Origin of the sequence: Nocardioides nematodiphilus, assembly GCF_020216525.1 — a bacterium.
GTDB lineage: Bacteria > Actinomycetota > Actinomycetes > Propionibacteriales > Nocardioidaceae > Nocardioides > Nocardioides nematodiphilus.
The window spans coordinates 85,584-109,149 of the sequence record NZ_JAIWOY010000002.1; the positions used below are offsets into that span (position 1 = coordinate 85,584).

Below are 23,566 nucleotides of genomic sequence, written 5' to 3' on the forward strand. Positions count from 1 at the left end.
ACCGCGGTGAGCTCAGGAGCCGCGCGGTCCGACACCGGGCGCAACCCCCAGCGAAACCCGTTGCGCGATCCTCTGGACCGCCGGCTCCCGCGTATCGCCCCGCCCTGCGGTCTCGTCCTCTTCGGCGTCACCGGCGACCTCTCGCGCAAAAAGGTCATGCCGGCGATCTACGACCTGGCCAACCGCGGCCTGCTCCCGCCCGGCTTCTCGCTGACCGGCTTCGCCCGTCGGGACTGGGCCGACCAGGACTTCGCGCAGGTGGTGCACGACTCCGTCGAGGAGCACGCCCGTACGCCCTTCCGCGAGGAGGTGTGGGACCAGCTCGCCGAGGGCTTCCGCTTCGTCTCCGGCGACTTCTCCGACGACGCCGCCTTCGAGCGGCTCCGTGCCACCATCGAGGAGCTCGACGAGACCCGCGGCACCGGCGGCAACCACGCCTTCTACCTCGCGATCCCGCCCGGTGCCTTCGGCGACGTCGTCGGGCAGCTCCGCGAGCACGGGCTGACCGAGTCCGGGGCCGGCGCGTGGCGCCGGGTGGTCGTGGAGAAGCCGTTCGGTCACGACCTGGCCTCGGCCCGCAAGCTCAACACCACCCTCGACGAGGTCTTTTCCGACGGCTCGATCTTCCGGATCGACCACTACCTCGGCAAGGAGACGGTGCAGAACATCCTGGCCCTGCGCTTCGCCAACACGATGTTCGAGCCCATCTGGAACGCCAACTACGTCGACCACGTCCAGATCACGATGGCCGAGGACGTCGGCATCGGCGGGCGCGCCGGCTACTACGACGGCATCGGCGCGGCGCGTGACGTCATCCAGAACCATCTGCTCCAGCTGATGTCGCTGGTCGCGATGGAGGAGCCCACCTCCTTCGAGGCCGCCGCCCTGCGGATCGAGAAGCAGAAGCTGCTCTCCTCCATCCGGCTCCCGGACGACCTGGCCGCCACCACCGCCCGCGGACAGTACGCCGCCGGCTGGGCAGGGGGCGAGAAGGTGACCGGCTTCCTGCAGGAGGACGGCATCGCGCCGAAGTCGGCGACCGAGACCTTCGCCGCGATCACCCTCGATGTCGACAACCGGCGGTGGGCGGGCGTCCCGTTCTACCTCCGCACGGGCAAGCGACTCGGCCGCCGCGTCACCGAGGTCGCGATCGTCTTCAAACGCCCGCCGCACCACTTCTTCAACCCGGACGCCACCGAGGAGCTCACCCAGAACGTCCTGGTCATCCGGGTCCAGCCCGATGAGGGCATGACAGTCCGCTTCGGCTCCAAGGTGCCGGGCACGACGATGGAGATCCGCGACGTGACGATGGACTTCGCCTACGGCAGCACGTTCACCGAGGCCTCCCCCGAGGCGTACGAGCGGCTCATCCTCGACGTCCTGCTCGGCGACCCGCCGCTCTTCCCGCGCCACGAGGAGGTCGAGCTGTCCTGGAGGATCCTCGATCCGATCCTCGACTTCTGGGCCGCCCAGGATCAGAAGGGGAAGCGCCCCGAGGCCTACGACTCCGGCAGCTGGGGCCCGGCCTCGGCCGACGCGATGCTCGCCCGTGACGGCCGGGTCTGGAGGCGGCCATGACCCGCACGCTGACCGACACCACCAGCGCCGCGATCGCGGCCGAGTTCGTCCGGGCCCGCACCCACGCCGGCAGCCCGGCGATGGGCATGGTGATGACCCTCATCATCGTCGTCGACGAGGACTGCTCCGCCGACGCCCTCGTGGCCGCCCGCGCCGCCTCCCATGAGCATCCCGCTCGCGTCCTCGCGGTCGTGTCCGGCTCGGCCCGGGGCGCCGCCGCCGTGGACGCCGAGGTCACCGTGGGGACCGGCTGGAGCGGCGAGATGGCCCTCATCCGGCTCTCCGGCGAGGTCGTACGCCATCCCGAGTCGGTCGTGCTGCCGCTGCTGCTGCCCGACTCCCCCGTCGTCGCCTGGTGGCCGGGCGCCGCACCGGTCGATCCGTCCACCGACCCGCTGGGTCGACTCGCGACCCGACGCATCACCGACGCCCACGCCGTCGAGACGAGCCGTGCCAAGGCGCTGCACGTCCAGTGCGCCTCCTACGCCCCGGGGAACACCGATCTGGCCTGGACCCGCCTCACGCCGTGGCGGGCGCTGCTCGCCGCAGCCCTGGACCAGCAGCCGTTCAAGGTCACCGCGGGCGCGGTCAGCGCCGAGCGACTCAGCCCGGGCGCCGACCTGATGGTCGCCTGGCTCGCCAGCAGGCTCAAGGTCGACATCAAGCGCCGCTCCTCCGACGGCCCCGGCATCACCGAGGTGGTACTGGAGACCGCGAAGGGACCGATCCGGATCACCCGCGACGACGGCCGGCACGCGGTCCTCAGCACCCCGGGCAACCCCGATCGCCCGATCGCCCTCGCGCGCCGAGACGTGCCGGAGCTGCTCGCCGAGGAGCTGCGCCGCCTCGACGAGGACGACATCTACGCCCAGACCGCCCGATTCCTCACCCGCCGCATCGCCAGCCGCGGCGGCACGACCAGAAAGGCCACCAAGAAGTGACCACCCCCAACGCCGAGGCCCGCGTCGAGGTTCACGAGGACGCCGCCACCCTGGCGACCGCAGTCGCCGGTGAGCTGCTCGACCGGATCGCCGACGCCCAGGCCTCCGGCGCGATCCCCAACATCTGCCTGACCGGCGGCACCATCGCCGAGGCGATCCACCGCGAGGTCGCCCGGCTCGCCGACGACTCCGGCGTCGACTGGGGCGCCGTGGAGATCTGGTTCGGCGACGAGCGCTTCGTGGCCCCCGACTCCCCCGACCGCAACGCCGGTCAGGCCAAGGCCGCCTTCCTCGACGAGGTCGGCGTCCCCGCCCACCGCATCCACCAGATGCCGTCGACCGCCGAGGTCGCGGACGTCGAGGTCGGCGCGGACGCGTACGCCCAGGAGCTGCTCGCCATGGGCGGCCACTTCGACGTGGTGATGCTCGGCGTCGGCCCCGACGGCCACATCGCCTCGCTCTTCCCGGGCTTCCCCCAGCTCGACACCACCAACGCCCTGGCCGTCGGCGTCACCGGCTCCCCGAAGCCGCCGCCGGAGCGGATCAGCCTCACCTACCAGGCCATCCGCGACTCCTCGGCCGTGTGGTTCCTGGTCAGCGGCGACGGCAAGGCCGACGCGGTCGCCGGCGCGCTCGGGGGCGCGGACCTGCACGAGATCCCGGCCGTCGGCGCGTACGGCCACGCCGAGACCATCTGGTTCCTCGACCGGGCCGCCGCCTCCAAGCTGTAGGCGACCCCGCAACGTGGAAGAGCCCCACTCCGCCGAGGCGGAGTGGGGCTCTTCGCTGTGTGTCTGAGATCAGAAGATGATCTCGCCCGACTTGCGGCGCGAGCGCAACAGGTTGATGGCGTCGTCGAGGATGTCCTCGGCCTCCTTGTCGGAGCGCCGCTCCTTCACGTACGCCAGGTGCGTCTTGTACGGCTCGATCTTCGGAGCCGCCGGGGCGTTCTCCGCATCGAGGCCGCCCGGGAGACCGCACTTGGGGCAGTCCCAGGCCTCCGGCGGAGTCGCCTCCACCGCAAACGTGATCACCGTGCGGTGCTCACGCGCGCAGAAGTATGTGACCGCCCGTCGCGGAGCCGCGTCGCCGCGCTCCGCCTCGCCCATCGGGCCAGCGCCGACCCGGCTACCCCGGATCGCGTTCGCTCCACCAGCCATGTATCTCGTCCTTCTTTGGTAAGTACGCCGCTCAGTAGGCGAGCAGCAGCCCGAGTGCGATCACGCACGCGAACCAGATGACGCCGATGCCGACGGTCAGCCGGTCAAGGTTGCGCTCTGCGACCGACGAGCCGCCGAGCGAGCTCGAGACGCCGCCACCGAACATGTCCGAGAGACCACCGCCTCGACCCTTGTGCAGCAGCACCAGCAGGATCATCAGGGCGCTCGTGATCACCAGGATGATGGTGAAGAGAAGTTCCAGCACGATCGGGAATCCTACGTCACGCCCGGGCGATCACAGCGCCGGGAGGTCATAGAAACGGCAGATACCCGAAAACTCGTCGATGACGAGACTCGCGCCGCCCACCAGGGCCCCGTCCACATCGGGCTTGGCCATGATGCCGACGATGTTGTTCGCCTTCACCGAGCCGCCGTAGAGGACCCGGACGGACGCGGCCGCCTCGGCCCCGTGGAGCTTCGCCACGGTCTCCCGCAGGGACGCGCAGACCTCCTGCGCGTCCTCGGGCGTGGCCACCTCGCCGGTGCCGATCGCCCAGACGGGCTCGTACGCCAGCACGAGGCCGGCGACCTGCTCGGCGGTGAGACCGGTGAGCGATCCCGCGACCTGCTCGGTGCAGAAGGGCACGTGCGCGCCCTCCTGGCGGACCGCGAGGCCCTCGCCGACGCAGACGATCGGCGTGATGCCGGCGGCCAGCGCCGCGGCGGCCTTCTGCGCGACCAGGGCGTCGGTCTCGCCGTGGTACTGGCGCCGCTCGGAATGGCCGACGACGACGTACGAGCAGCCGAGCTTGGCCAGCATCGCGGCCGAGATCTCGCCGGTGTACGCACCCGACTCATGGACGGAGACGTCCTGGGCGCCGTACCGGATCGACAGCTTGTCGCCGTCGACCAGGGTCTGCACCGACCGGATGTCGGTGAAGGGCGGAACCACCACGACCTCGGCCTTGCCGTAGTCGTGGCGCTTGTCCGACAGCGTCCAGGCGAGCTTCTGGACCAGAACCACCGCTTCCTGGTGGTTGAGGTTCATCTTCCAGTTGCCCGCCATGAGCGGGGTGCGCTTAGCCAACTTCTAGCCTTCCAGAACCGTGATCCCGGGGAGCTCCTTGCCCTCCAGGTACTCCAGCGACGCGCCGCCGCCGGTCGAGATGTGACCGAACTGGTCATCCTCGAAGCCGAGCGCGCGGACCGCCGCGGCGGAGTCGCCGCCGCCCACGACCGACAGGCCGCCGGCCTGCGTGACGACAGTCAGCGCCTTCGCGACCGCGCGGGTGCCCTCGGCGAAGGCGGCCTGCTCGAAGACGCCCATCGGGCCGTTCCAGAAGACCGTACGGGCCTTGGAGACGACCGCCGCGAAGGCCTGGCCCGACTCGGGACCGATGTCCAGGCCGAGCGAGTCGGCCGGGATCTGGTCGGCGGCGACCACGCGGGCCGACGCCTCGTCGCCGAACGAGTCGGCAACGACGATGTCGGTCGGCAGCACGATCTCGACGCCGTTGGCATTCGCGCGCTCGAGGTACTCCAGCACGGTCGGGATCTGGTCCTCCTCGAGCAGCGACGTGCCGACCTCGTGGCCCTGGGCCTTGAGGAAGGTGAAGACCATGCCGCCACCGATGAGCAGGGTGTCGGCCTTGCCGAGCAGGTTGTCGATCACGCCGAGCTTGTCGGAGACCTTCGAGCCACCCAGGACGACCGCGTACGGGCGCTCCGGGGTATCGGTGAGACGACGCAGGACGTCGATCTCGGTCTGGACGAGACCGCCCATGGCGTGCGGCAGCAGCTGGGCCACGTCGTAGACGCTGGCCTGCTTGCGGTGCACGACACCGAAGCCGTCGGAGACGAACGCATCGGCCAGCGAGGCGAGCTCAGCGGCGAACGCGCCGCGTACGGCGTCGTTCTTGCTGGTCTCACCGGCGTTGAAGCGGACGTTCTCCAGCAGCGCGACCTGGCCGTCGGCCAGACCGGCGACAGTCTCCTGGGCGGAGGCGCCGACGGTGTCGGAGGCGAACGCGACCGGCGCGCCGAGCAGCTCGCCGAGGCGAGCGGCGACCGGCGCGAGGCTGTACTTGGCGTCGGGGGCGCCGTCGGGACGGCCCAGGTGGGCCGTCACGACGACGCGAGCACCGGCGCCGGCGAGTGCCTGGATGGTAGGGACGGAGGCGCGGATGCGGCCATCATCGGTGATGGCCGCCGATGCTCCCTCGCCCTTCAACGGCACGTTCAGATCAGAGCGGACGAGGACGCGCTTGCCGCGCACCTCGCCCAGACCGGCGAAGTCACCCATCGATCAGAGGGTCTTGCCCATGTAGTCGATCAGGTCGGCGAGGCGGTTGGAGTAGCCCCACTCGTTGTCGTACCAGGACGCGACCTTGACCTGGTTGCCGATGACCTTGGTCAGCGGCGCGTCGAAGATCGACGAGGCCGGGTTCGTGACGATGTCCGAGGACACGATCGGGGCGGTCGAGTAGACCAGGAACTTGCCGTCGGCCGCCTTGCGGACGATCTCGTTGATCTCCTCGACGGTGGTCTCACGCGAGGCCTCGAAGGAGAGGTCGGTGAGCGAGCCGGTCGGGGTCGGGACGCGCAGGGCGTAGCCGTCGAGCTTGCCCTTGAGCTCCGGCAGGACCAGGCCGATGGCCTTGGCGGCGCCGGTCGAGGTGGGCACGATGTTGACGGCGGCGGCGCGGGCGCGACGCAGGTCCTTGTGGATGTTGTCCTGGAGGTTCTGGTCCGCGGTGTAGGCGTGGACCGTGGTCATCAGGCCCTTGTTGATGCCGATGCCCTCGTGCAGCGCCTTCGCCAGCGGGGCGAGGCAGTTGGTGGTGCACGACGCGTTCGACACCACGACGTGGTTGGCCGGGTCGTAGATGCCCTCGTTGACGCCCATCACGATCGTGGCGTCCTCGTTGGAGGCCGGCGCGGAGATGATGACCTTCTTGGCGCCGCCGTTGTCGACGTGCGCGCGGGCCTTGGTGGCGTCGGTGAAGAAGCCGGTCGACTCGACGACGATGTCGACGTCGTAGTCCGACCACTTCAGGTTCGCGGGGTCGCGCTCCGAGAAGACCTTGACGACCTGGTCGCCGACCTTGATCTCGCCGTCCGTCGCGGTCACGTCGGCGTCGAGGACGCCGAGGATCGTGTCGTACTTGAGCAGGTGCGCGAGCACCGCGTTGTCGGACAGGTCGTTGACGGCCACGATCTCGATGTCGAGACCGGAGGCGCGCACGGCGCGGAAGAAGTTGCGCCCGATGCGGCCGAAGCCGTTGATGCCTACGCGAACAGTCATGTTCTCTCCAAATGTCGGGGGCCTTTGGTGACCCTCTGTCATGCGGGCCTTCGGTGACCCGCGGTCGACCCTACCGAGTCTGCCGGTGCCTACGGGCCGGTAGCCACTGGCACGATCCAACGGTGAGATAGAGTGGCGCAGAGCACAACCGTGCGGATGCGTACGTTTCATGACGGTCAAGCGCCGAAACCGTTGTCGATATCGATTTCGATAGGTACTGTCAGGCTATGATTCCGCCCCGGGTAACGATCCGCGAGGTCGCACAGGCGGCAGGCGTCTCGGTCGCCACAGTCTCCAAGGTGCTCAACGATCGCTACGGCGTCTCCGAGGCCACCGCGAACCGCGTACGGGGCGTCATCGCGGACCTGGGCTACGAGTCCAGCCTGGTCGCCCGCAGCCTGCGCAACCAGAAGACGAACGTCATCGGCGTCCTGGTCGCCGACCTCGAGCCGTTCAGCGCCGAGGTCCTCAAGGGTGTCGCCGACGTGCTGCGCGGCACCGAGTACGAGCTGGTCGCCTACGCCGGCGCCGCCCGCCTGGGCGAGCACGTCGGCTGGGAGCGCCGCCACCTCAACCGCCTGAGCGGCACCCTGATCGACGGCGCCGTCCTGGTCACCCCGACCGTGACCGACGTCGTCGCCAACATCCCGGTGGTCGCGGTCGACCCGCACGCCGGCCGCTCCGACATCCCCACCGTCGACTCCGACAACTCCCGCGGCGGCTACCTCGCCGCCCAGCACCTGCTCGCCCTCGGGCACCGCCGGATCGCGATGGTCACCGGTCGCCCCGACCTGATGTCCTCCCAGCTGCGCGAGGACGGCTTCCGGGCCGCGCTCAGCGACGCTCACCTGCCCAGCAGCGGTCTCCAGTTCGTCCCCGGCGGCTACGACCCGGCGATCGCGCGCGAGAGCGCGCACGCGCTGCTGACCATGCCTCCCGGTCTGCGACCGACCGCCGTCTTCGCGGCGAACGACGCGACCGCCCTGGCCACCATCGACGTGGCCCGCTCCCTCGGCCTCCGGGTGCCCGACGACCTCTCGGTCATCGGCTTCGACAACGTGCCCGACGCGGCCATGTGCACGCCGGGCCTGACCACGATCGAGCAGCCGATCCGTGAGATGGGTCGCCGCGCCGCGCTGCTCCTCATCGAGCGCCTGCACGCCGCCGACCTGGCCCCGGTGCCCTCGGGCATCCACGTCCGACTCGACACCCGCCTCGTGCCCCGCGCCTCGACCGCTGCGCCCGCGCTGGTGCCCGGCTCCGTCCGCCTCGGCTGATGCCGCGCATCGACCTGTCGCTCGCCGAGCTGTGGGAGTGGCGCGAGGAGCTGCCGGAGCCTGCCGGCCTGGACGCCTTCTGGAGTCGCACGCTGGCCGAGGCCGCACGGATCGCGCTCGACGTCACGACGACGCGCGTCGACACGGTGCTCACCACGATCGAGACGTACGACGTCACCTTCACCGGCTTCGGCGGTCATCCGATCAAGGCCTGGCTGCACCTGCCGGCTGCGCCCCTGCGCGGTGATGCGGCACTGCCCGGCGTGGTGCAGTACCACGGCTACAACGGCGGCCGCGGTCTCCCGCACGAGTTCACGTTCTGGGCCCAGGCCGGCTACGCGCACCTCGTGATGGACACCCGCGGCCAGGGCAGCGGCTGGACCAACGGCGACACCCCCGACCCCGGCAACGGCGGCGCACCGTCCCAGGGCGGCTTCCTCACCCGGGGCATCGAGAGCCCCGACGAGCACTTCTACCGTCGTGTCTTCGTCGACGCGTTCCGAGCGGTCGAGGTGCTCCGGGCCCACGACGCCGTCGACGCGTCCCGGGTAGCGGTCACCGGCCACAGCCAGGGCGGCGGCATCACCCTCGGCGTCGCGGCACTCTCGCCCCACGTCGTCGCCGTGATGCCGGACGTCCCGTTCCTCTCGCACTTCCGGCGCGCGGTCGACCTCTCCCCCGGCGACCCGTACGCCGAGGTCGCCCGCTATCTCGGAGCGCACCGCGGTCGCACCAAGCAGGCCTTCGAGACACTGGCGCACTTCGACGCGGCGATCCTCGGCAAGCGCGCGAGCGCCCCGGCCCTCTTCTCGGTCGCGATGATGGACACCATCTGTCTGCCGTCGACGGTCTTCGCCGCCTACCACGCGTACGCGGGCCAGAAGCGCATCCAGGTCTACGAGTTCAACGACCACGAGGGCGGCGGGGCGTTCCACACCCGCGCCCAGGTGAGCTGGCTCAAGGCCACCCTCGGTCCCTGACGGCGCCGCGACCGGCGGCCGACCTCAGTCGTCGACGAGCATGTCCGGCGTCAGGGACGCCTCGGTGTCCGGGATGCCCAGCTCGTCGGCACGCTTGTCGGCCATCGCGAGGAGGCGACGGATGCGGCCGGCGATGGCGTCCTTGGTCAGCGGCGGCACGTGCAGCTGACCGAGCTCCTCGAGCGAGGCCTGCTTGTGCTCGAGCCGGAGCTCGCCGGCCATCTTGAGGTGGTCGGGGACCTCGTCGCCGAGGATCTCCATCGCCCGGTCGACGCGCGCGCCGGCGGCGACCGCCGCACGGGCCGAGCGGCGCAGGTTGGCGTCGTCGAAGTTCGCGAGCCGGTTGGCGGTGGCGCGGACCTCGCGGCGCATGCGCCGCTCCTCCCACGCCATCAGCGACTCGTGCGCACCGAGGCGGGTGAGGAGCTGGCCGATGGCGTCGCCGTCGCGGATGACGACCCGGTCGACGCCACGCACCTCGCGGGCCTTGGCCTGGATCCCGAGGCGACGGGCGACGCCGACGAGCGCCAGCGCGGCCTCGGCACCGGGGCAGGTCACCTCGAGCGAGCTCGAGCGGCCCGGCTCGGTCAGCGAGCCGTGCGCGAGGAAGGCCCCGCGCCACGACGCGACCGAGTCGCAGGCCGCGCCGGCCACGACGGCCGGCGGCAGCCCGCGTACGGGACGACCGCGCTGGTCGAGCAGACCGGTCTGTCGCGCGAGCGCCTCGCCGTCCTTGACGACCCGCACGATGTAGCGCGAGCCCTTGCGGATGCCGTTGCCCTGCACGATCGCGACCTCGGCCGTGTGGCCGTAGACCTCGGCGATGTCCTTGCGGAGCCGTCGTGCGGCCGCGCCGGTGTCCAGCTCGGCCTCGACGACGATCCTGCCGTTGACGATGTGGAGGCCGCCCGCGAAGCGCAGCGTCGTGGCCACCTCGGCCTTGCGGCAGCACGTCTTCGTGATCTGGGTGCTCGAGAGCTCGGCCTTCACCTGTCCCGTCATCGCCATGCCGGGAAGTCTCCCACGTCAGTCAACGACCCTCGGACCCAGAGGCTGGAAACGGTCAACGGAAGATGGTCGCCGTCACTACGCGGGCATCGGCGGTGGTGACGCGGTGGACGTCGCCGGCGAGGGTGACGATCGCACGCTCGACGTCGGCGCCCTTGGCCGGGGCTGCGATCGAGTCGGAGGCGGTGTCGCTGTCGGCGATGCCCTCGGCGACCGCCGTGTCGACCTTCTCGCCCGCCGACGCGGCGACCCAGACCTCGACGTCCCCGGGCTCGACGACCCTGGTCAGCGAGCGATCGGTGAACGCGAACCGGGTGGTCGGCACCGCGAACGTCACCGTGGCCGACTCCCCCGCCGCCAGCGCGACGCGCTGGTAGCCGAGCAGCTGGGAGACCGGGCGGACGATCGAGCCGAGCAGGTCGCGGCCGTAGAGCTGGACCACGTCGGTGCCGTCCACGTCGCCGGTGTTGGTGACCGTGACGGTGACGTCGAAGACGCCGTCGGTCGCGGCCGACGCCGAGGCGCTCAGGCCGCTGTAGGCGAAGGAGGTGTACGACAGGCCGAAGCCGAACGGACGGATCGGCGTCGGGTCGGTCGAGGTGACCTCCGACGGGCCGCCGAGCAGCGGCTGGATGTAGGAGTACGGCTGGGCGCCGGAGGCGCGCGGCAGGCTCACCGGCAGACGGCCGGAGGGGTTGGTCGCTCCGGTGATGACGTCGGCGATCGCCGCGCCGCCCTCCTCACCGGGGAAGAACGCCTGCAGGATCGCGCCGGGGGCGTGGTCGCCCTCGAAGGCCCAGCCGATGGCGTACGGGCGACCGGTGACGAAGACCAGGACGACCGGGGTGCCGGTGGCGGTGATGGCCTCGACCAGCTCGCGCTGCACGCCGGGCAGGTCGAGCGAGTCGGCGTCGTTGCCCTCGCCGACGGTGCCGCGACCGAAGAGACCCGCCTGGTCCCCGACGACCACGATCGCGAGGTCGGCGTCGCTGGCGGCCGCGACGGCTGCCGGGATGCCGGAGGTGTCATCGCCCTCGACGGCGCAGCCCTCGACGACGGTGACCTCGGAGCCGGCAAGGGAGCCGCGGAGCGCCTCGGCGATGGTCGGGACGTCGATGCCGAGCTCGAACTCCGGCTTGCCGTGCAGCACGTGGTTGGCGAACGAGTAGCAGCCCATCAGAGCCTCGGCGCGGTCGGCGTTGGGGCCGATGATCGCGACCTTGCCCGGCATCTCGTCGGCGGGCAGCGGCAGGGTGCCGTCGTTGGCGAGCAGGACGAGCGACTCTGCGGCGAGACGGCGCGCGATCTCACGGTGACGCGGCGAGTCGAGGTCGATCTCGGTGGGCGCGGCGCCGAGCGTGGCGGTGAACTCGTCGTCGAGGAGACCGAGCTCCTCCTTCTGCTTGAGGGCGCGCAGGACGGCCCGGTCGACGAGCGCCTCGTCGACCTCGCCGGCCTTGATCAGTGCGATCAGCGGCTCGAGGTAGGCGTCACCGCTGGGCAGCTCGATGTCGACGCCGGCCTCGAGGGCCAGCGCGGCGGCGCGGCCTCGGTCGGCGGCGACGGCGTGCATGACGGTGAGGAACGCGACGCCGAAGTAGTCGGCGACGACGGTGCCCTCGAAGCCCCACCGGTCGCGCAGGATGCCGGTCAGGTGGTCGGCGTCGGCGTGCTGCGGGACGCCGTCGATGTCGTTGTAGGACGCCATCACGGACTTGACGCCGCCGTCGAGCAGCGCCATCTCGAACGGCGGGAGGAAGGTGTCGGCGAGCTCGCGCGGGCCGGCCGAGACCGGGGCGTGGTTACGGCCCGCACGGGAGCCGGAGTACCCGACGAAGTGCTTGAGGGTGGCGTGGACGCCGCCGCCCTGGAGGCCCTTGACGTACGCGGTGCCGATCGTGCCGACGACGTACGGGTCCTCGGCGATGGCCTCCTCGGTACGGCCCCAGCGGGGGTCACGGATGACGTCGAGGACGGGCGCGAGGCCCTGGTGGATGCCGAGGCCCTTCATGTCGGCGCCGATCCGCTCGGCCATCTCCTGGACGAGCTCGGGGTCGAAGGAGGCGCCCCACGCCAGTGGCGTCGGGAACGTCGCGGCCTTCCACGCGGCGAGGCCCGTGAGGCACTCCTCGTGGACCAGGGCCGGGATGCCGAGTCGGGTCTCGGCGATGAGGCGCTTCTGCTCCGACCACAGCCAGGCGGCGCGCTCGGCGGGGTCGACCGGACGGGTGCCGTAGACGCGGGTGTAGTGGCCGAGGCCGTGCTCGGTGATCTCGGAGAGCTTGGAGCCCTCGCGCGAGTTGTTCATCTCGCCGGCCATCGGCGCGACGACCTCGCCGCCGTGGTCGAGCCAGTAGCCGACGATCTGCGCCAGCTTCTCCTCGAGGGTCATGCGGGCATGGAGGTCGGCGACGCGGTCGGAGACGCGCGGCATCGCCACAGAATGGGAGGTCACGAATGGAGCTCTTTCAGGTTGCGAGCGTGAAGAAGAGGTACGGGCCGAAGACGGCCCGTGCCGGGTGCCCCGGTGGGGGGACGGGGGCACCCGGCACGTGGGGTCAGCCCTTGACGGCGCCCTGGAGGCCGCCGACGATGCGGCGCTCGAACGCGGTGAAGAACAGCAGCGCCGGGATCATCGAGAGCGACGTGAACGCGAGCACCGCGGCCGTGTCGGAGCCGTGCACGCCACGGAACTGCTGGACGCCCAGCGGCAGCGTGAACGAGTTCGTGTCGCTGAGGACGAAGAGCGGGAGCAGGTAGCTGTTCCAGCTCGCCACGAAGGTGAGGATGCCGGTGGTGAGCACTCCCGGCAGCGACAGCGGCAGGACCATCTTGAAGTAGAACCTCAGGCGGCTGCAGCCGTCGACGGCCGCGGCCTCCTCGATCTCCTCCGGGATCGCCTGCAGGAACGGCACCAGGATGATGATCGTGGTCGGCAGGCCGAAGGCGACCTGCGGCAGGATGACGCCGATCAGGGAGTTGGTCAGGTGCAGGTTGTTCAGGAGGATGAACAGCGGCGTGATCGCCACCGTGATCGGGAACATCAGACCGGCCGCGAACAGACCGAACATCAGGCCGCGACCGCGGAACTTGTAGCGGGCGAGCACGTAGCTGGCGCTGAGGCCGAGCGCGATCACCAGGACGGCGGTGAACAGCGCCGCGATGGTCGAGTTGAGGAACTGGTGCCAGAACGACGACGACTGCAGGATGTGCGCGTACGTCTCGGGACGCCACGGGCTCGGGAACCCGGCCGGGTCCACCGTGATCTGCGAGTTGTCGCGGAAGCCGCCGAGCACGATGTAGGCCACCGGCGCGACGGTCAGCGCGACGACGACCAGCGCGATGAAGTAGACCGCCGGGCTGCCCCACGGGTCCTTGGGCTTGCTGCCGCCCTGGGCCGAGCGGTTCTTCTTGGCGCGCGGCGCCTCGAGGGATGCGGTGGTCATCGCTTCTTCCTTCCGTCAGTCACTGCACCGTCGACGTCGCGACTGAGCACGAGGCGCTGGTAGAGCACGGCGACGATCATCGAGATGATGAACAGCACCACCGCGACCGCGTTGCCGTAGCCGTACAGACCCGTACGCGGGCCGTAGTGCGCCATGTAGGTCGCCATCGTGGAGATGCCGTCGCGGTCGACGTTGAACTCGCCCCAGACGATCCACGGCAGGTCGAACAGCTGCAGGGCGCCGATGATGGACAGGAAGGCCCAGATCCGGATCGTCGGGCCGAGCAGCGGCAGGGTGATCCGTCGCTGCTGCTGCCAGTAGCTCGCACCGTCGATCGAGGCCGCCTCGTAGAGCTCCTCGGGGATGTTCTGGAGACCGGCCATCAGCAGGATGATCGCGAAGCCGAGGTACTTCCAGGTGAGGATCGCCATCAGTGTCCACAGCGCCATGTGCGGGCCGAGCCACTGGATCTTGACGTCACCGAAGATGTGCATGTTCGTCAGGAGAGCGTTGATCGCGCCGTTGACCGGGAGCATCAGGCCGAGGCCGGTGCCGGCGATGACCTCGGAGACGACCCACGGCACGAAGACGAGCACGCGGATGACCGAGCGGCCACGCATCTTCCGGTTCAGCAGCAGCGCCAGCAGGATCGCGAGCGGCCCCTGGATCAGCAGCGAGAGCGCGAGGATCTCGAAGTTGTGCAGCACCGCGCGGTGGAACTCGGGGTCGGTGAGGATGACCTTGTAGTTGTGCAGCCCGATGAAGTCGGTCGGCGGCCCGAAGCCCTTCCAGCGGTAGAAGCCGTAGTAGAACGCGGCGACGACCGGGGCGATCACGAAGGCGAGGAAGACCAGGATCGCCGGTCCCGACAACAGGGTGATCTCGAAGCGCTCGCGCCAGCTGGTGCGCTGGCGAGGAGCCCGACCGACGGCGGTCATGGGCGACACGGAGTTCGTGCCGCCCATCACCGTGGTGTTGCCGTCGAGCGAGCTCTCCAGAGCCGAGGGGGCCTGGGGAGTGTCACTCATGACTTGCCATTAGCCCTTCGAGGAAGCGTTGTTGACCGCGTCAACGATGCTCTGCGGGTCGTTGTTGTGACCCGACATGAAGTTGACCACGGCGGTGTTCAGCGCACCACCGATGGTCTGTCCGAACAGGGTGTCGAGGAAGAGCACCGAGTACTTGGCGTTGCTGGCCGCCGTGAGGGCGTCCTTCGTGGCCGAGTCGGTGACGTCGGTCTGCGCGGCAGCGTTCGCCGGGATCGCACCGAACGCCTTGGCGTAGGCCTTCTGGTTGTCGGCCGTCTCGATGAAGTTCAGGAAGTCACCGCACTCCTTCGGCGCCCAGGCCGAGCAGGAGTAGCCGTCGGAGCCCTGCATCATCGCCGACTGGTCACCCTGGCCACCCGGGACGGACGGGAACGGGAAGTAGCCCAGGTCCGGCAGCGGCTTCTTGTTCGGGGTGAGGTCACCCACGACGCCCGGCTCCCACGCGCCCATGAGCTCGCCGGCGACCTTGTGGTTCGCGAGGAGACCAGCGGTCGCGGAGGCGGCACCCTGGGCAGCGATGTTGAACGCGTCGGCCTCGAACGGGTCGGTCGCGATGAACTTGCCGAGGTCCACACCGGCCTGCTTGAAGCACGGGTCGTCGAACTTCGCGCTGGTGGCAGCGGCGTTGAGCGCGTCCTGGCTGCAGTCGCGGATGGCGAACATGTAGTACCAGTGGGCGGCCGGCCAGCCGTCCTTGCCACCGACGGCCAGCGGGGTGCCGGCGGCCTTGAGCTTCTTCGCGTCGGCGGCGAGCTCGTCGATGGTGGTCGGCGTGGAGGTGATGCCGGCCTTCTTGAAGACGTCCTTGCTGTACCAGATGCCCTCGGGGGTGAGGGAGGTCGGCAGACCGTAGGTCTTGCCGTCGACCTGGAACGGCGACAGAACGCCGGCGCTGATGTTCGTGGTGACGTCCGACGACGGCGTGATCGGGCTCAGCTGGTTGGCCTGGACCATCGCGAGCATCTTGCCGCCACCGCGCTGGAACAGGATGTCCGGAGCGGAGCCCTGACCGGCCTGGAGCGCGGTCTGGATCTTGCCGTCGTAGTCCTCGTTCTGGACGCTCTGGACCTTGATGGTGACGTTCGGGTTCTGCGCGTGGAAGTCGTCCGCGGCCTTCTTGAAGAAGTCGACGCCCGGACCCGTGGTGGAGTTGGTCCACAGCGTCATCGTGACCGCACCGGAGCCGCCCTTGTCGCCGCCAGCAGCGTTGGACGAGCTGTTGTCAGAGCCGCCACAGGCAGCCGTGGTGAGAAGAAGACCGGCAGCGGCGACGGCGAAGGCCGCCCGCTTGGTCTGCAGGGGGATGAAAGACATCAAGCACCTCGTTGAGTCAGGTCGGCGTGTGTCGCACGCCACAACGCATGGAAGCCTCTCAAGCACGAGGGGCGATGTCAATCGTTATCGATAACGTTTTCGCAAACAACTTTGCGACGACGGTCACACCCTCTAGCCGCTAGTACTCCGACGTCAGAACTCGCTGGTACGCGGCTGCGAGGAGGACCGGATCGTGCCGCGGTGAACCGTCCGCCATCGCGATCCGGTCGATCACCAGGCGCGCACCGATCGCATCGGTCATCTCCCGCAGGGCGTCCAGGCCCTCCATCTCCGCGTCCGCGAGGACGGTGTCGATGGTGACGTCGGGAGCGTGCGCGCACAGCACTCCCAGGTGGTCAGCCGGGCCGAAGCCCTGCGTCTCCCCCGCCTGCTCGGCCAGGTTGAGCACGACCAGGACCCGGGCACCGGTGGCGACCAGCGCCTGACGCAGCGCCGGGACCATCAGGTGCGGCATCACCGAGGAGAACCACGAGCCGGGGCCGAGGACGACCCAATCGGCGCTCGCGATCGCCTCGAGCGCCTCCGGCGCCGCAGGCGGATCGGCCGGTTCCAGGGCGATCGAGTCGATCGTCCCGTCGGTGGTGGCGACCTCCACCTGCCCGCGCACCGTGGTCAGCCGGTCGGGCGCGGAGGGGTCCAGTCCGCGTACCTCTGCGGTGATGTCCATCGGCACGAGCGCCATCGGCAGGACCCGGCCGTGGGCGCCGAGTAGCCTGCCCACCCAGTCCAGGGCGGCCACGTGGTCGCCGAGCTGCTCCCACAGGCCGACGATGAGCAGGTTGCCGAGGTTGTGGCCGTTCATCTCGCCGTCGCCGTTGAAGCGGTGCTGCAGGACGTTGGCCCAGGTGACGCCCCAGTCGTCGTGACTGCACAGCGCCGCGAGAGCCATCCGCAGGTCTCCGGGCGGCAGGACGCCGAACTCGCCGCGCAGGCGTCCCGACGAGCCGCCGTTGTCCGCGACCGTCACGATCGCGGTGAGCTCGTCGAGAACGACCTCCTCGAGCAGGATCCGGAGCGCGGACAGGGAGGCGAAGAGGCCGTGTCCGCCGCCGAAGGCGACCAGCGAGAGCGCCCGCCCGCCGCCCGGCGGCCCCGGCTGGGCCCCGGGGATCGGCGCCATGCTCACTCCCGGCCCAGGTCGCGGTGGGACGTGGCCGCGTCGTGGCCGAGCGCGCGCAGGCGGCGGGCGATCTCCTCCGACATGGCGACGCTGCGGTGCTTGCCGCCGGTGCAGCCGATCGCGATCCGCATGAAGCGCTTGCCCTCGCGCAGGTAGCCCGGTGCGACGCCCGCGAGCACCTTGACGTAGTCGTCGAGGAACTGCTGCGCGCCCGGCTGGGCGTACACGTACTCCGCGACGTCGGCGTCGGTGCCGTTGTGGGCGCGCAGCTCGGGCACCCAATGCGGGTTGGGCAGGAAGCGCATGTCGGCGACGTAGTCGGCGTCGACCGGGATGCCGTACTTGAAGCCGAAGCTGATCACCGTCACGGACAGGCGGGTGCGCTCGGGCGTCCCGAAGGCCTGGGTGACGCGGTCGGTGAGCTGGTGGACGTTGAGAGCGCTGGTGTCGATGACCAGGTCGGCCGAGGCTCGCAGCTCCCCCAGCACGACCCGCTCGCGCTGCAGAGCATCGAGCAGCCGGTCCTTGCCCTGGAGCGGGTGCGGCCGTCGAGCGGCCTCCTGACGCCGGACGAGGACGTCGTCGGCCGCCTCGAGGAAGAGCAGCGTGGACTGGCGGCCCAGCACGTCATGGGCCATCGCGTCGACCAGCTGGGAGAAGAAGGCGCCGGAGCGTACGTCGACCACGACCGCGATCGGCTGCTGCCTGCCCTGGGAGGCGTCGACCAGGCTCACCACGTCGGGCAGCAGGCTCGGCGGGAGGTTGTCGATGACGTAGAAGCCGAGGTCCTCGAGCTCCTTGGCCGCCGTACTGCGCCCGGCGCCGGTCATGCCGGTGACGACGACGACCTCACCTGCCGCCACGGATTCCTGGGGGTCGGGGCCGGTGTCGGTCATCAGATCTCCTCGATCTCGCCGGTGGTGACGTTCACCGAAACCCTAGGCGACTTGGCGGACTCGGCGACGGCGTCCTTGATCGCGGCCGCGGTGCTCGGTCCGATGCCCGGCACCTGGGCGATCTCCTCGGCCGTGGCGGCCCTGAGCTTGCGCAGCGAGCCGAAGTGCTTGAGCAGCGTCTTGCGCCGCACCTCCCCCAGCCCGGGCACGTCGTCGAGCAGGCTCTCCACCATGGTGGCGCTGCGCCGGCCGCGGTGATGGGTGATGGCGAAGCGGTGCGCCTCGTCGCGCAGTCGCTGGAGCAGGTACAGACCCTCCGAGGACCGCGGCAGGATGACGGGGTCCTCCTCGCCGGGCACCCAGACCTCCTCCAGCCGCTTGGCCAGGCCGACGACGGGGATGTCGTCGATGCCGAGCTCGTCGAGAGCCCGTACGGCGGCCGCGACCTGGGGCGCGCCACCGTCGACGACGACCAGGCCCGGGGCGTACGCGAACTTGCGGGGCCGGCCCGTCTCCGGGTCGACCAGCATCGGGCCGCCCTCGGGGTCGGCGACGGAGGTGGCCTGCTCGTCGAGCAGCCGCCGGAAGCGGCGGGTGATGACCTCGTGCATCGCCTTCACGTCATCGGAGCCGTCCTGGCCCTTGATGATGAAGCGGCGGTACTCGCTCTTGCGGGCCAGACCGTCCTCGAAGACCACCATCGAGGCGACGATCTCGGTGCCCTGCAGGTGGGAGATGTCGTAGCACTCGATCCGCAGCGGCGCCTCCTCCATGTCGAGGGCGTCGCGGATCTCCTCCAGGGCCCGGTTGCGGGTGGTGAGGTCGGAGGCGCGCTTCGTCTTGTGCAGCGCGAGGGCCTGCTTGGCGTTGGTCGCCACCGTCTCCTGGAGGGTCTTCTTGTCGCCGCGCTGCGGCACCTTGATGGAGACCTTGGCGCCGCGCACGTCGCTGAGCAGCGTCTCCATCGTCGCCACGTCCGGCGGCAGCGCCGGGACGAGGATCTCGCGGGGGATCGCCTCCGCGTCCTCGCCGACATAGAGCTGGAGCAGGAAGTGCTCGACGAGCTCGGGGGTCTCGCCCTCCTCCACGCGGTCGGCGACCCAGCCGCGCTGGCCCTTGATCCGCCCGCCGCGCACGTAGAAGATCTGCACGCCGACCTCGAGCGGGTCCTCGGCCAGCGCGATGACGTCCGCGTCGGCGCCGTCGCCGAGCACGACGGCCTGCTTCTCCAGGGCGCGGTTCATCGCACCGAGGTCGTCGCGCAGCCGGGCGGCGCGCTCGAAGTCGAGCTCGTCGCTGGCGGCGTACATCTCCTTCTCGATGCGGCGCAGGAAGCCCGCGGTCTGGCCGCCCATGAAGTCGCAGAAGTCCTGCACGATCGCGCGGTGGTCCTCGGGGCTGATCTTGCCGACGCAGGGCGCGCTGCACTTGTCGATGTAGCCGAGCAGGCACGGGCGCCCGATCTGCTGGCTGCGCTTGAAGACGCCGTTGGAGCAGGAGCGCATCGGGAAGACCCGGAGCAGCACGTCGACGGTCTCGCGGATCGCCCAGGCATGTCCGTACGGGCCGAAGTAGCGGGTGCCCTTGCGCTTCGCGCCGCGCCCGACCATGACGCGAGGGAACTCGTCGCTCAGTGTGACCGCGAGCCACGGGTACGACTTGTCGTCGCGGTACTTCACGTTGAACCGCGGGTCGTACTCCTTGATCCAGGAGTACTCCAGCGCGAGCGCCTCGACCTCGGTGTTGACGACGGTCCACTCGACGCTGGCCGCGGTGGTGACCATCGTGGCGGTGCGGGGGTGGAGGTTGATGATGTCCTGGAAGTAGGACGTCAACCGTGGGCGCAGCGACTTGGCCTTGCCGACGTAGATGACCCGGCCCTTGGCATCGCGGAAGCGATAGACCCCGGGATCGGTCGGGATCTCCCCCGGCTTAGGGCGGTACGTACGGGGGTCTGGCACGGATCCGAGTTTACGTTCAGCCCTCGACGATGTTGGTGCCGTCGACCTTCACGGTGGCCTTCTCCAGGGGCTGGGTCGCCGGGCCGGTCACGACCGAGCCGTCCTTGAGGGAGAACTTGCTGCCGTGGCACCCGCAGTCGATGGTGTCCGCGGTGATCGAGGAGACCTGGCAGCCGCGGTGGGTGCAGGTGGCGCTGAACGCCTGGAAGTCACCCGCGGTCGGCTGGGTCACGACGACGTTCGCGTTGGCGTAGATCTTGCCGCCGCCGACCGGGACGTCGGAGGTCGGGCCGAGGGTGACCGGGCCGCCGGTGCTACCGGTGCTGCCGGAGCCGGCGCCGTTGTCGGAGGCGATGCTGTCGCCCGAGCCGCACGCGGCCAGGAGGGGGACGCCGACGCCGGCCACGGTCGCACCGCCGATGACATGACGACGGCTGATCTTCTGCTCGATCACGACAGATCCTCTCGAAAATGGTTGAAACGTCACGCTACGCGGGCCGACTGCACAGAGCCTGAGAACTTCCCGAGAAGTCAGGCGGTCTTGGCCGTCGCCCGCTTGGCGGCGGGCTTCTTCGCCGGTGCCTTCTTCGCCGGTGCCTTCGTCGCCGCCGCGGCCGACTTCCGGGCCCTCTTCGGCTCGGCCGGCTGCTCGGCGTGCCTGCCCTCCAGCAGCGGGACGAGGAAGCGGCCGGTGTGGCTGGCCGGGTTGGCGGCAACCTGCTCCGGTGTGCCCTCGGCGACGACCGTGCCGCCCCGCGAACCGCCCTCGGGGCCCATGTCGATCAGCCAGTCGGCCGTCTTGATGACGTCGAGGTTGTGCTCGATCGTGAGGACGGTGTTGCCCTTCTCGACGAGGCTCTGCAGCACCTTGAGCAGCTTGCGGATGTCCTCGAAGTGCAGACCGGTGGTCGGCTCGTCGAGCACGTAGACCGTCCGGCCGGTGGAGCGCTTCTGGAGCTCCGAGGCGAGCTTGACGCGCTGCGCCTCGCCGCCCGACAGCGTGGTGGCAGGCTGACCGAGCCGGACGTAGCCGAGACCGACCTCCACCAGCGTGGTGAGGTGCCGGTTGATCGCGGGGACGGCGGCGAAGAAGTCGACGGCCTCCTCGATCGGCATGTCGAGCACCTCGCCGATGTTCTTGCCCTTGTAGTGCACCTCGAGCGTCTCGCGGTTGTAGCGCTGCCCGTGACAGACCTCGCACGGCACGTAGACGTCGGGCAGGAAGTTCATCTCGATCTTGATCGTGCCGTCGCCGGAGCACGCCTCGCAGCGGCCGCCCTTGACGTTGAACGAGAAGCGGCCCTGCTGGTAGCCGCGCATCTTCGCCTCGGGGGTCGCGGCGAAGAGCTTGCGGACGTGGTCGAAGACGCCCGTGTACGTCGCCGGGTTGGACCGCGGCGTACGGCCGATCGGCGACTGGTCGACATGGATGACCTTGTCGACGTGCTCGAGCCCGGTGATCGTGCGGTGGCGGCCCGGGATGGTGCGCGCGCCGTAGATCTGCTTGGCCAGCGACGTGTAGAGGATGTCGTTGACCAGCGTCGACTTGCCCGAGCCCGACACGCCGGTGACGGCGCAGAAGACGCCGAGCGGGAAGTCGACGGTGACGTTCTTCAGGTTGTTCTCGCGCGCATCGTGGACGGTCAGCGCGCGGTCGGGCGTACGGGGACGACGGACCGCCGGGACCGGGATCTCGCGCTTGCCGGCGAGGTACTGACCCGTGAGCGACTTCTCGTTGGCGTAGAGCTCCTTCACCGTGCCGCTGTGCACGACGTGGCCGCCGTGCTCGCCGGCACCGGGGCCGATGTCGACGACCCAGTCGGCCACGTTGATCGTGTCCTCGTCGTGCTCCACCACGATCAGCGTGTTGCCGAGGCTCTTGAGCCGGACGAGGGTCTCGATCAGCTTCTGGTTGTCGCGCTGGTGCAGGCCGATCGACGGCTCGTCGAGGACGTAGAGGACGCCGACCAGGCCGGCGCCGATCTGGGTCGCGAGCCGGATCCGCTGCGCCTCGCCGCCGGACAGCGAGCCGCTCGGGCGGTCCAGGGAGAGGTAGTCGAGACCGACGTCGAGCAGGAAGCGCAGCCGCTCCTGGATCTCCTTGAGGACGCGCTCGGCGATCTGCTTCTCGCGCTCGCTGAGCTCGACGGCGTTGAGGTAGGCGCTGGCCTCGTTGATCGGCAGCGCGCAGACCTCGGCGATGTTCTTGCCGCCCCGGTCCTTGTCGCCGAGGGTGACCGACATGGAGACGGGCTTCAGCCGGCTGCCCTGGCACGTCGGGCACGGCACCTCGCGCATGAAGCCCTCGAAGCGCTCGCGGCTGGTGTCGGACTCGGCCTCACGGTGCCGGCGCTCGATGTAGCGGCGCACGCCCTCGAAGTCGGCGTCGTACGCGCGCTGGCGGCCGTACCGGTTGCGGGTGACGACGTGGACCTTGGTGCTGTGGCCGTCGAGGATCGCCCTCTGGGCGAGCTTGGGCAGCTCCTCCCAGGGCGTGTTGAGGTCGAAGCCGAGCTCGTCGCCGAGCGCTCCCATCAGCCGGATGAAGTACTCGGCGATGTGGGCGTGGCTCCACGGCTGGATCGCGCCCTCCCCCAGCGTCGCCTGCGGGTTGGGCACGACCAGCTCGGGGTCGACCTCCATCCGGGTGCCGAGGCCGGAGCACGCCGGGCAGGCACCGAACGGGCTGTTGAAGGAGAAGGAGCGCGGCTCGAGGTCGTCGGTCTCGATGGGGTGCTCGTTGGGGCACGCCATCTTCTCGCTGAACTTCACCTGCTCGCCGGAGTCGACGAAGTCGAAGACCACCAGGCCGCCGGCGAGCTCGAGCGCGGTCTCGACCGAGTCGGTCAGGCGACGCTTGGAGCTCTCCTTGACCGACAGACGGTCGACGACCACCTCGATGGTGTGCTTCTTCTGCTTGTCCAGCTTCGGCGGGCTGTCGAGGGTGTAGGTCTCGTCATCCACGCGGGCGCGGCTGAAGCCTTGCTGCTGGAGCTGGCTGAAGAGCTCCACGTACTCGCCCTTGCGGCCCCGGATGACGGGCGCGAGGACCTGGAAGCGCAGCCCCTCCTCCATCGCGAGGACACGGTCGACGATCTGCTGCGGCGTCTGCCGCTCGATCGGGGCGCCGCAGGTCGGGCAGTGTGCGCGGCCGGCGCGGGCGTAGAGCAGACGCAGGTAGTCGTAGACCTCGGTGATCGTGCCGACCGTCGAGCGCGGGTTCTTGCTCGTGGACTTCTGGTCGATCGAGACCGCCGGGCTCAGGCCCTCGATGAAGTCGACGTCCGGCTTGTCCATCTGGCCGAGGAACTGGCGCGCGTACGCGGACAGCGACTCGACGTATCGGCGCTGTCCCTCGGCGAAGATCGTGTCGAACGCGAGGCTGGACTTGCCGGAACCGGAGAGACCGGTGAACACGATCAGGGCATCGCGGGGAAGGTCGAGCGAGACGTCCTTGAGGTTGTGCTCGCGAGCACCCCGGATGATGAGCTGGTCGGTCACGACACTCCTC

20 protein-coding genes are annotated in these 23,566 nt (G+C 70.0%); 5 read left to right on the plus strand and 15 right to left on the minus strand.

Annotated elements, in window-relative coordinates; all coding sequences use genetic code 11:
- Nucleotides 1–6 precede the first annotated feature (6 nt).
- From zwf to pgl, 3 genes are read left to right on the plus strand one after another with little or no spacing between them, the layout of a single operon-like run.
- Nucleotides 7–1,578, plus strand: a complete 1,572-nt coding sequence (zwf, locus tag KSO98_RS03530; protein ID WP_225283527.1) for a glucose-6-phosphate dehydrogenase — start codon at nucleotides 7–9, stop codon at nucleotides 1,576–1,578.
- Nucleotides 1,575–2,519, plus strand: a complete 945-nt coding sequence (locus tag KSO98_RS03535; protein WP_225283528.1) for a glucose-6-phosphate dehydrogenase assembly protein OpcA — start codon at nucleotides 1,575–1,577, stop codon at nucleotides 2,517–2,519. The genes zwf and KSO98_RS03535 overlap by 4 nt, the downstream gene beginning before the upstream one ends.
- Complete coding sequence (gene pgl, locus KSO98_RS03540; RefSeq protein WP_225283529.1) at nucleotides 2,516–3,250, plus strand: 6-phosphogluconolactonase; 735 nt, start codon at nucleotides 2,516–2,518, stop codon at nucleotides 3,248–3,250. The genes KSO98_RS03535 and pgl overlap by 4 nt, the downstream gene beginning before the upstream one ends.
- Nucleotides 3,251–3,319: 69 nt before the next feature.
- On the opposite strand, the gene KSO98_RS03545 is transcribed toward pgl, so the two are convergent.
- From KSO98_RS03545 to gap, 5 genes are read right to left on the minus strand one after another with little or no spacing between them, the layout of a single operon-like run.
- The gene (locus KSO98_RS03545) at nucleotides 3,320–3,679 is read right to left on the minus strand and encodes an RNA polymerase-binding protein RbpA (RefSeq protein WP_225283530.1); all 360 of its coding nucleotides are present in this window, start codon (nucleotides 3,677–3,679) and stop codon (nucleotides 3,320–3,322) included.
- A gap of 31 nt (nucleotides 3,680–3,710) precedes the next feature.
- Nucleotides 3,711–3,941: a preprotein translocase subunit SecG gene (secG, locus tag KSO98_RS03550; protein ID WP_225284139.1), complete on the minus strand. Its 231-nt coding sequence runs from the start codon at nucleotides 3,939–3,941 to the stop codon at nucleotides 3,711–3,713.
- 33 nt (nucleotides 3,942–3,974) lie between these two features.
- Nucleotides 3,975–4,745, minus strand: a complete 771-nt coding sequence (gene tpiA, locus KSO98_RS03555; protein ID WP_225284140.1) for a triose-phosphate isomerase — start codon at nucleotides 4,743–4,745, stop codon at nucleotides 3,975–3,977.
- Nucleotides 4,746–4,769: 24 nt separating this feature from the next.
- On the minus strand, nucleotides 4,770–5,981 hold the full coding sequence (locus KSO98_RS03560; protein WP_225283531.1) for a phosphoglycerate kinase: 1,212 nt from the start codon (nucleotides 5,979–5,981) through the stop codon (nucleotides 4,770–4,772).
- A gap of 3 nt (nucleotides 5,982–5,984) precedes the next feature.
- Nucleotides 5,985–6,983, minus strand: a complete 999-nt coding sequence (gap, locus tag KSO98_RS03565; protein WP_225283532.1) for a type I glyceraldehyde-3-phosphate dehydrogenase — start codon at nucleotides 6,981–6,983, stop codon at nucleotides 5,985–5,987.
- Nucleotides 6,984–7,210: 227 nt separating this feature from the next.
- Here gap and KSO98_RS03570 point away from each other — a divergent pair, with 227 nt between their 5' ends.
- Entirely contained in the window at nucleotides 7,211–8,260 is a 1,050-nt protein-coding gene (locus KSO98_RS03570; RefSeq protein WP_225283533.1) for a LacI family DNA-binding transcriptional regulator, read from the plus strand.
- Nucleotides 8,260–9,240: an acetylxylan esterase gene (locus tag KSO98_RS03575; RefSeq protein WP_225283534.1), complete on the plus strand. Its 981-nt coding sequence runs from the start codon at nucleotides 8,260–8,262 to the stop codon at nucleotides 9,238–9,240. Before KSO98_RS03570 ends, KSO98_RS03575 begins: the two co-directional genes overlap by 1 nt.
- A gap of 24 nt (nucleotides 9,241–9,264) precedes the next feature.
- Here the strand turns inward: KSO98_RS03575 and whiA are convergent, their stop codons facing one another.
- The 10 genes from whiA to uvrA form a co-directional block, all read right to left on the minus strand.
- Nucleotides 9,265–10,248 (minus strand): DNA-binding protein WhiA, encoded by a 984-nt coding sequence (gene whiA, locus KSO98_RS03580; protein ID WP_225283536.1) that lies wholly within the window; start codon nucleotides 10,246–10,248, stop codon nucleotides 9,265–9,267.
- Nucleotides 10,249–10,303: 55 nt separating this feature from the next.
- Nucleotides 10,304–12,703: a beta-xylosidase/alpha-l-arabinosidase gene (locus tag KSO98_RS03585; protein WP_225283538.1), complete on the minus strand. Its 2,400-nt coding sequence runs from the start codon at nucleotides 12,701–12,703 to the stop codon at nucleotides 10,304–10,306.
- Between the two features lie 103 nt (nucleotides 12,704–12,806).
- On the minus strand, nucleotides 12,807–13,694 hold the full coding sequence (locus tag KSO98_RS03590) for a carbohydrate ABC transporter permease (RefSeq protein WP_225283539.1): 888 nt from the start codon (nucleotides 13,692–13,694) through the stop codon (nucleotides 12,807–12,809).
- A complete protein-coding gene (locus tag KSO98_RS03595) occupies nucleotides 13,691–14,722 on the minus strand; it encodes a carbohydrate ABC transporter permease (RefSeq protein ID WP_225283540.1) in 1,032 nt (343 codons plus the stop codon). Before KSO98_RS03595 ends, KSO98_RS03590 begins: the two co-directional genes overlap by 4 nt.
- Before the next feature lie 9 nt (nucleotides 14,723–14,731).
- Nucleotides 14,732–16,057 (minus strand): ABC transporter substrate-binding protein, encoded by a 1,326-nt coding sequence (locus KSO98_RS03600; protein ID WP_225283541.1) that lies wholly within the window; start codon nucleotides 16,055–16,057, stop codon nucleotides 14,732–14,734.
- 139 nt (nucleotides 16,058–16,196) lie between these two features.
- Nucleotides 16,197–17,198: a gluconeogenesis factor YvcK family protein gene (locus KSO98_RS03605; protein ID WP_225283542.1), complete on the minus strand. Its 1,002-nt coding sequence runs from the start codon at nucleotides 17,196–17,198 to the stop codon at nucleotides 16,197–16,199.
- A gap of 2 nt (nucleotides 17,199–17,200) precedes the next feature.
- Nucleotides 17,201–18,094 carry an RNase adapter RapZ gene (gene rapZ, locus KSO98_RS03610; RefSeq protein WP_225283543.1) on the minus strand — a complete coding sequence of 298 codons (894 nt, stop codon included), beginning with the start codon at nucleotides 18,092–18,094 and terminating at the stop codon, nucleotides 17,201–17,203.
- Nucleotides 18,094–20,055, minus strand: a complete 1,962-nt coding sequence (uvrC, locus tag KSO98_RS03615) for an excinuclease ABC subunit UvrC (RefSeq protein ID WP_225283544.1) — start codon at nucleotides 20,053–20,055, stop codon at nucleotides 18,094–18,096. The genes rapZ and uvrC overlap by 1 nt, the downstream gene beginning before the upstream one ends.
- A 16-nt stretch (nucleotides 20,056–20,071) precedes the next feature.
- Nucleotides 20,072–20,509 (minus strand): Rieske (2Fe-2S) protein, encoded by a 438-nt coding sequence (locus KSO98_RS03620; RefSeq protein ID WP_225283545.1) that lies wholly within the window; start codon nucleotides 20,507–20,509, stop codon nucleotides 20,072–20,074.
- A gap of 77 nt (nucleotides 20,510–20,586) precedes the next feature.
- A complete protein-coding gene (uvrA, locus tag KSO98_RS03625; protein ID WP_225283546.1) occupies nucleotides 20,587–23,556 on the minus strand; it encodes an excinuclease ABC subunit UvrA in 2,970 nt (989 codons plus the stop codon).
- Nucleotides 23,557–23,566 lie beyond the last annotated feature (10 nt).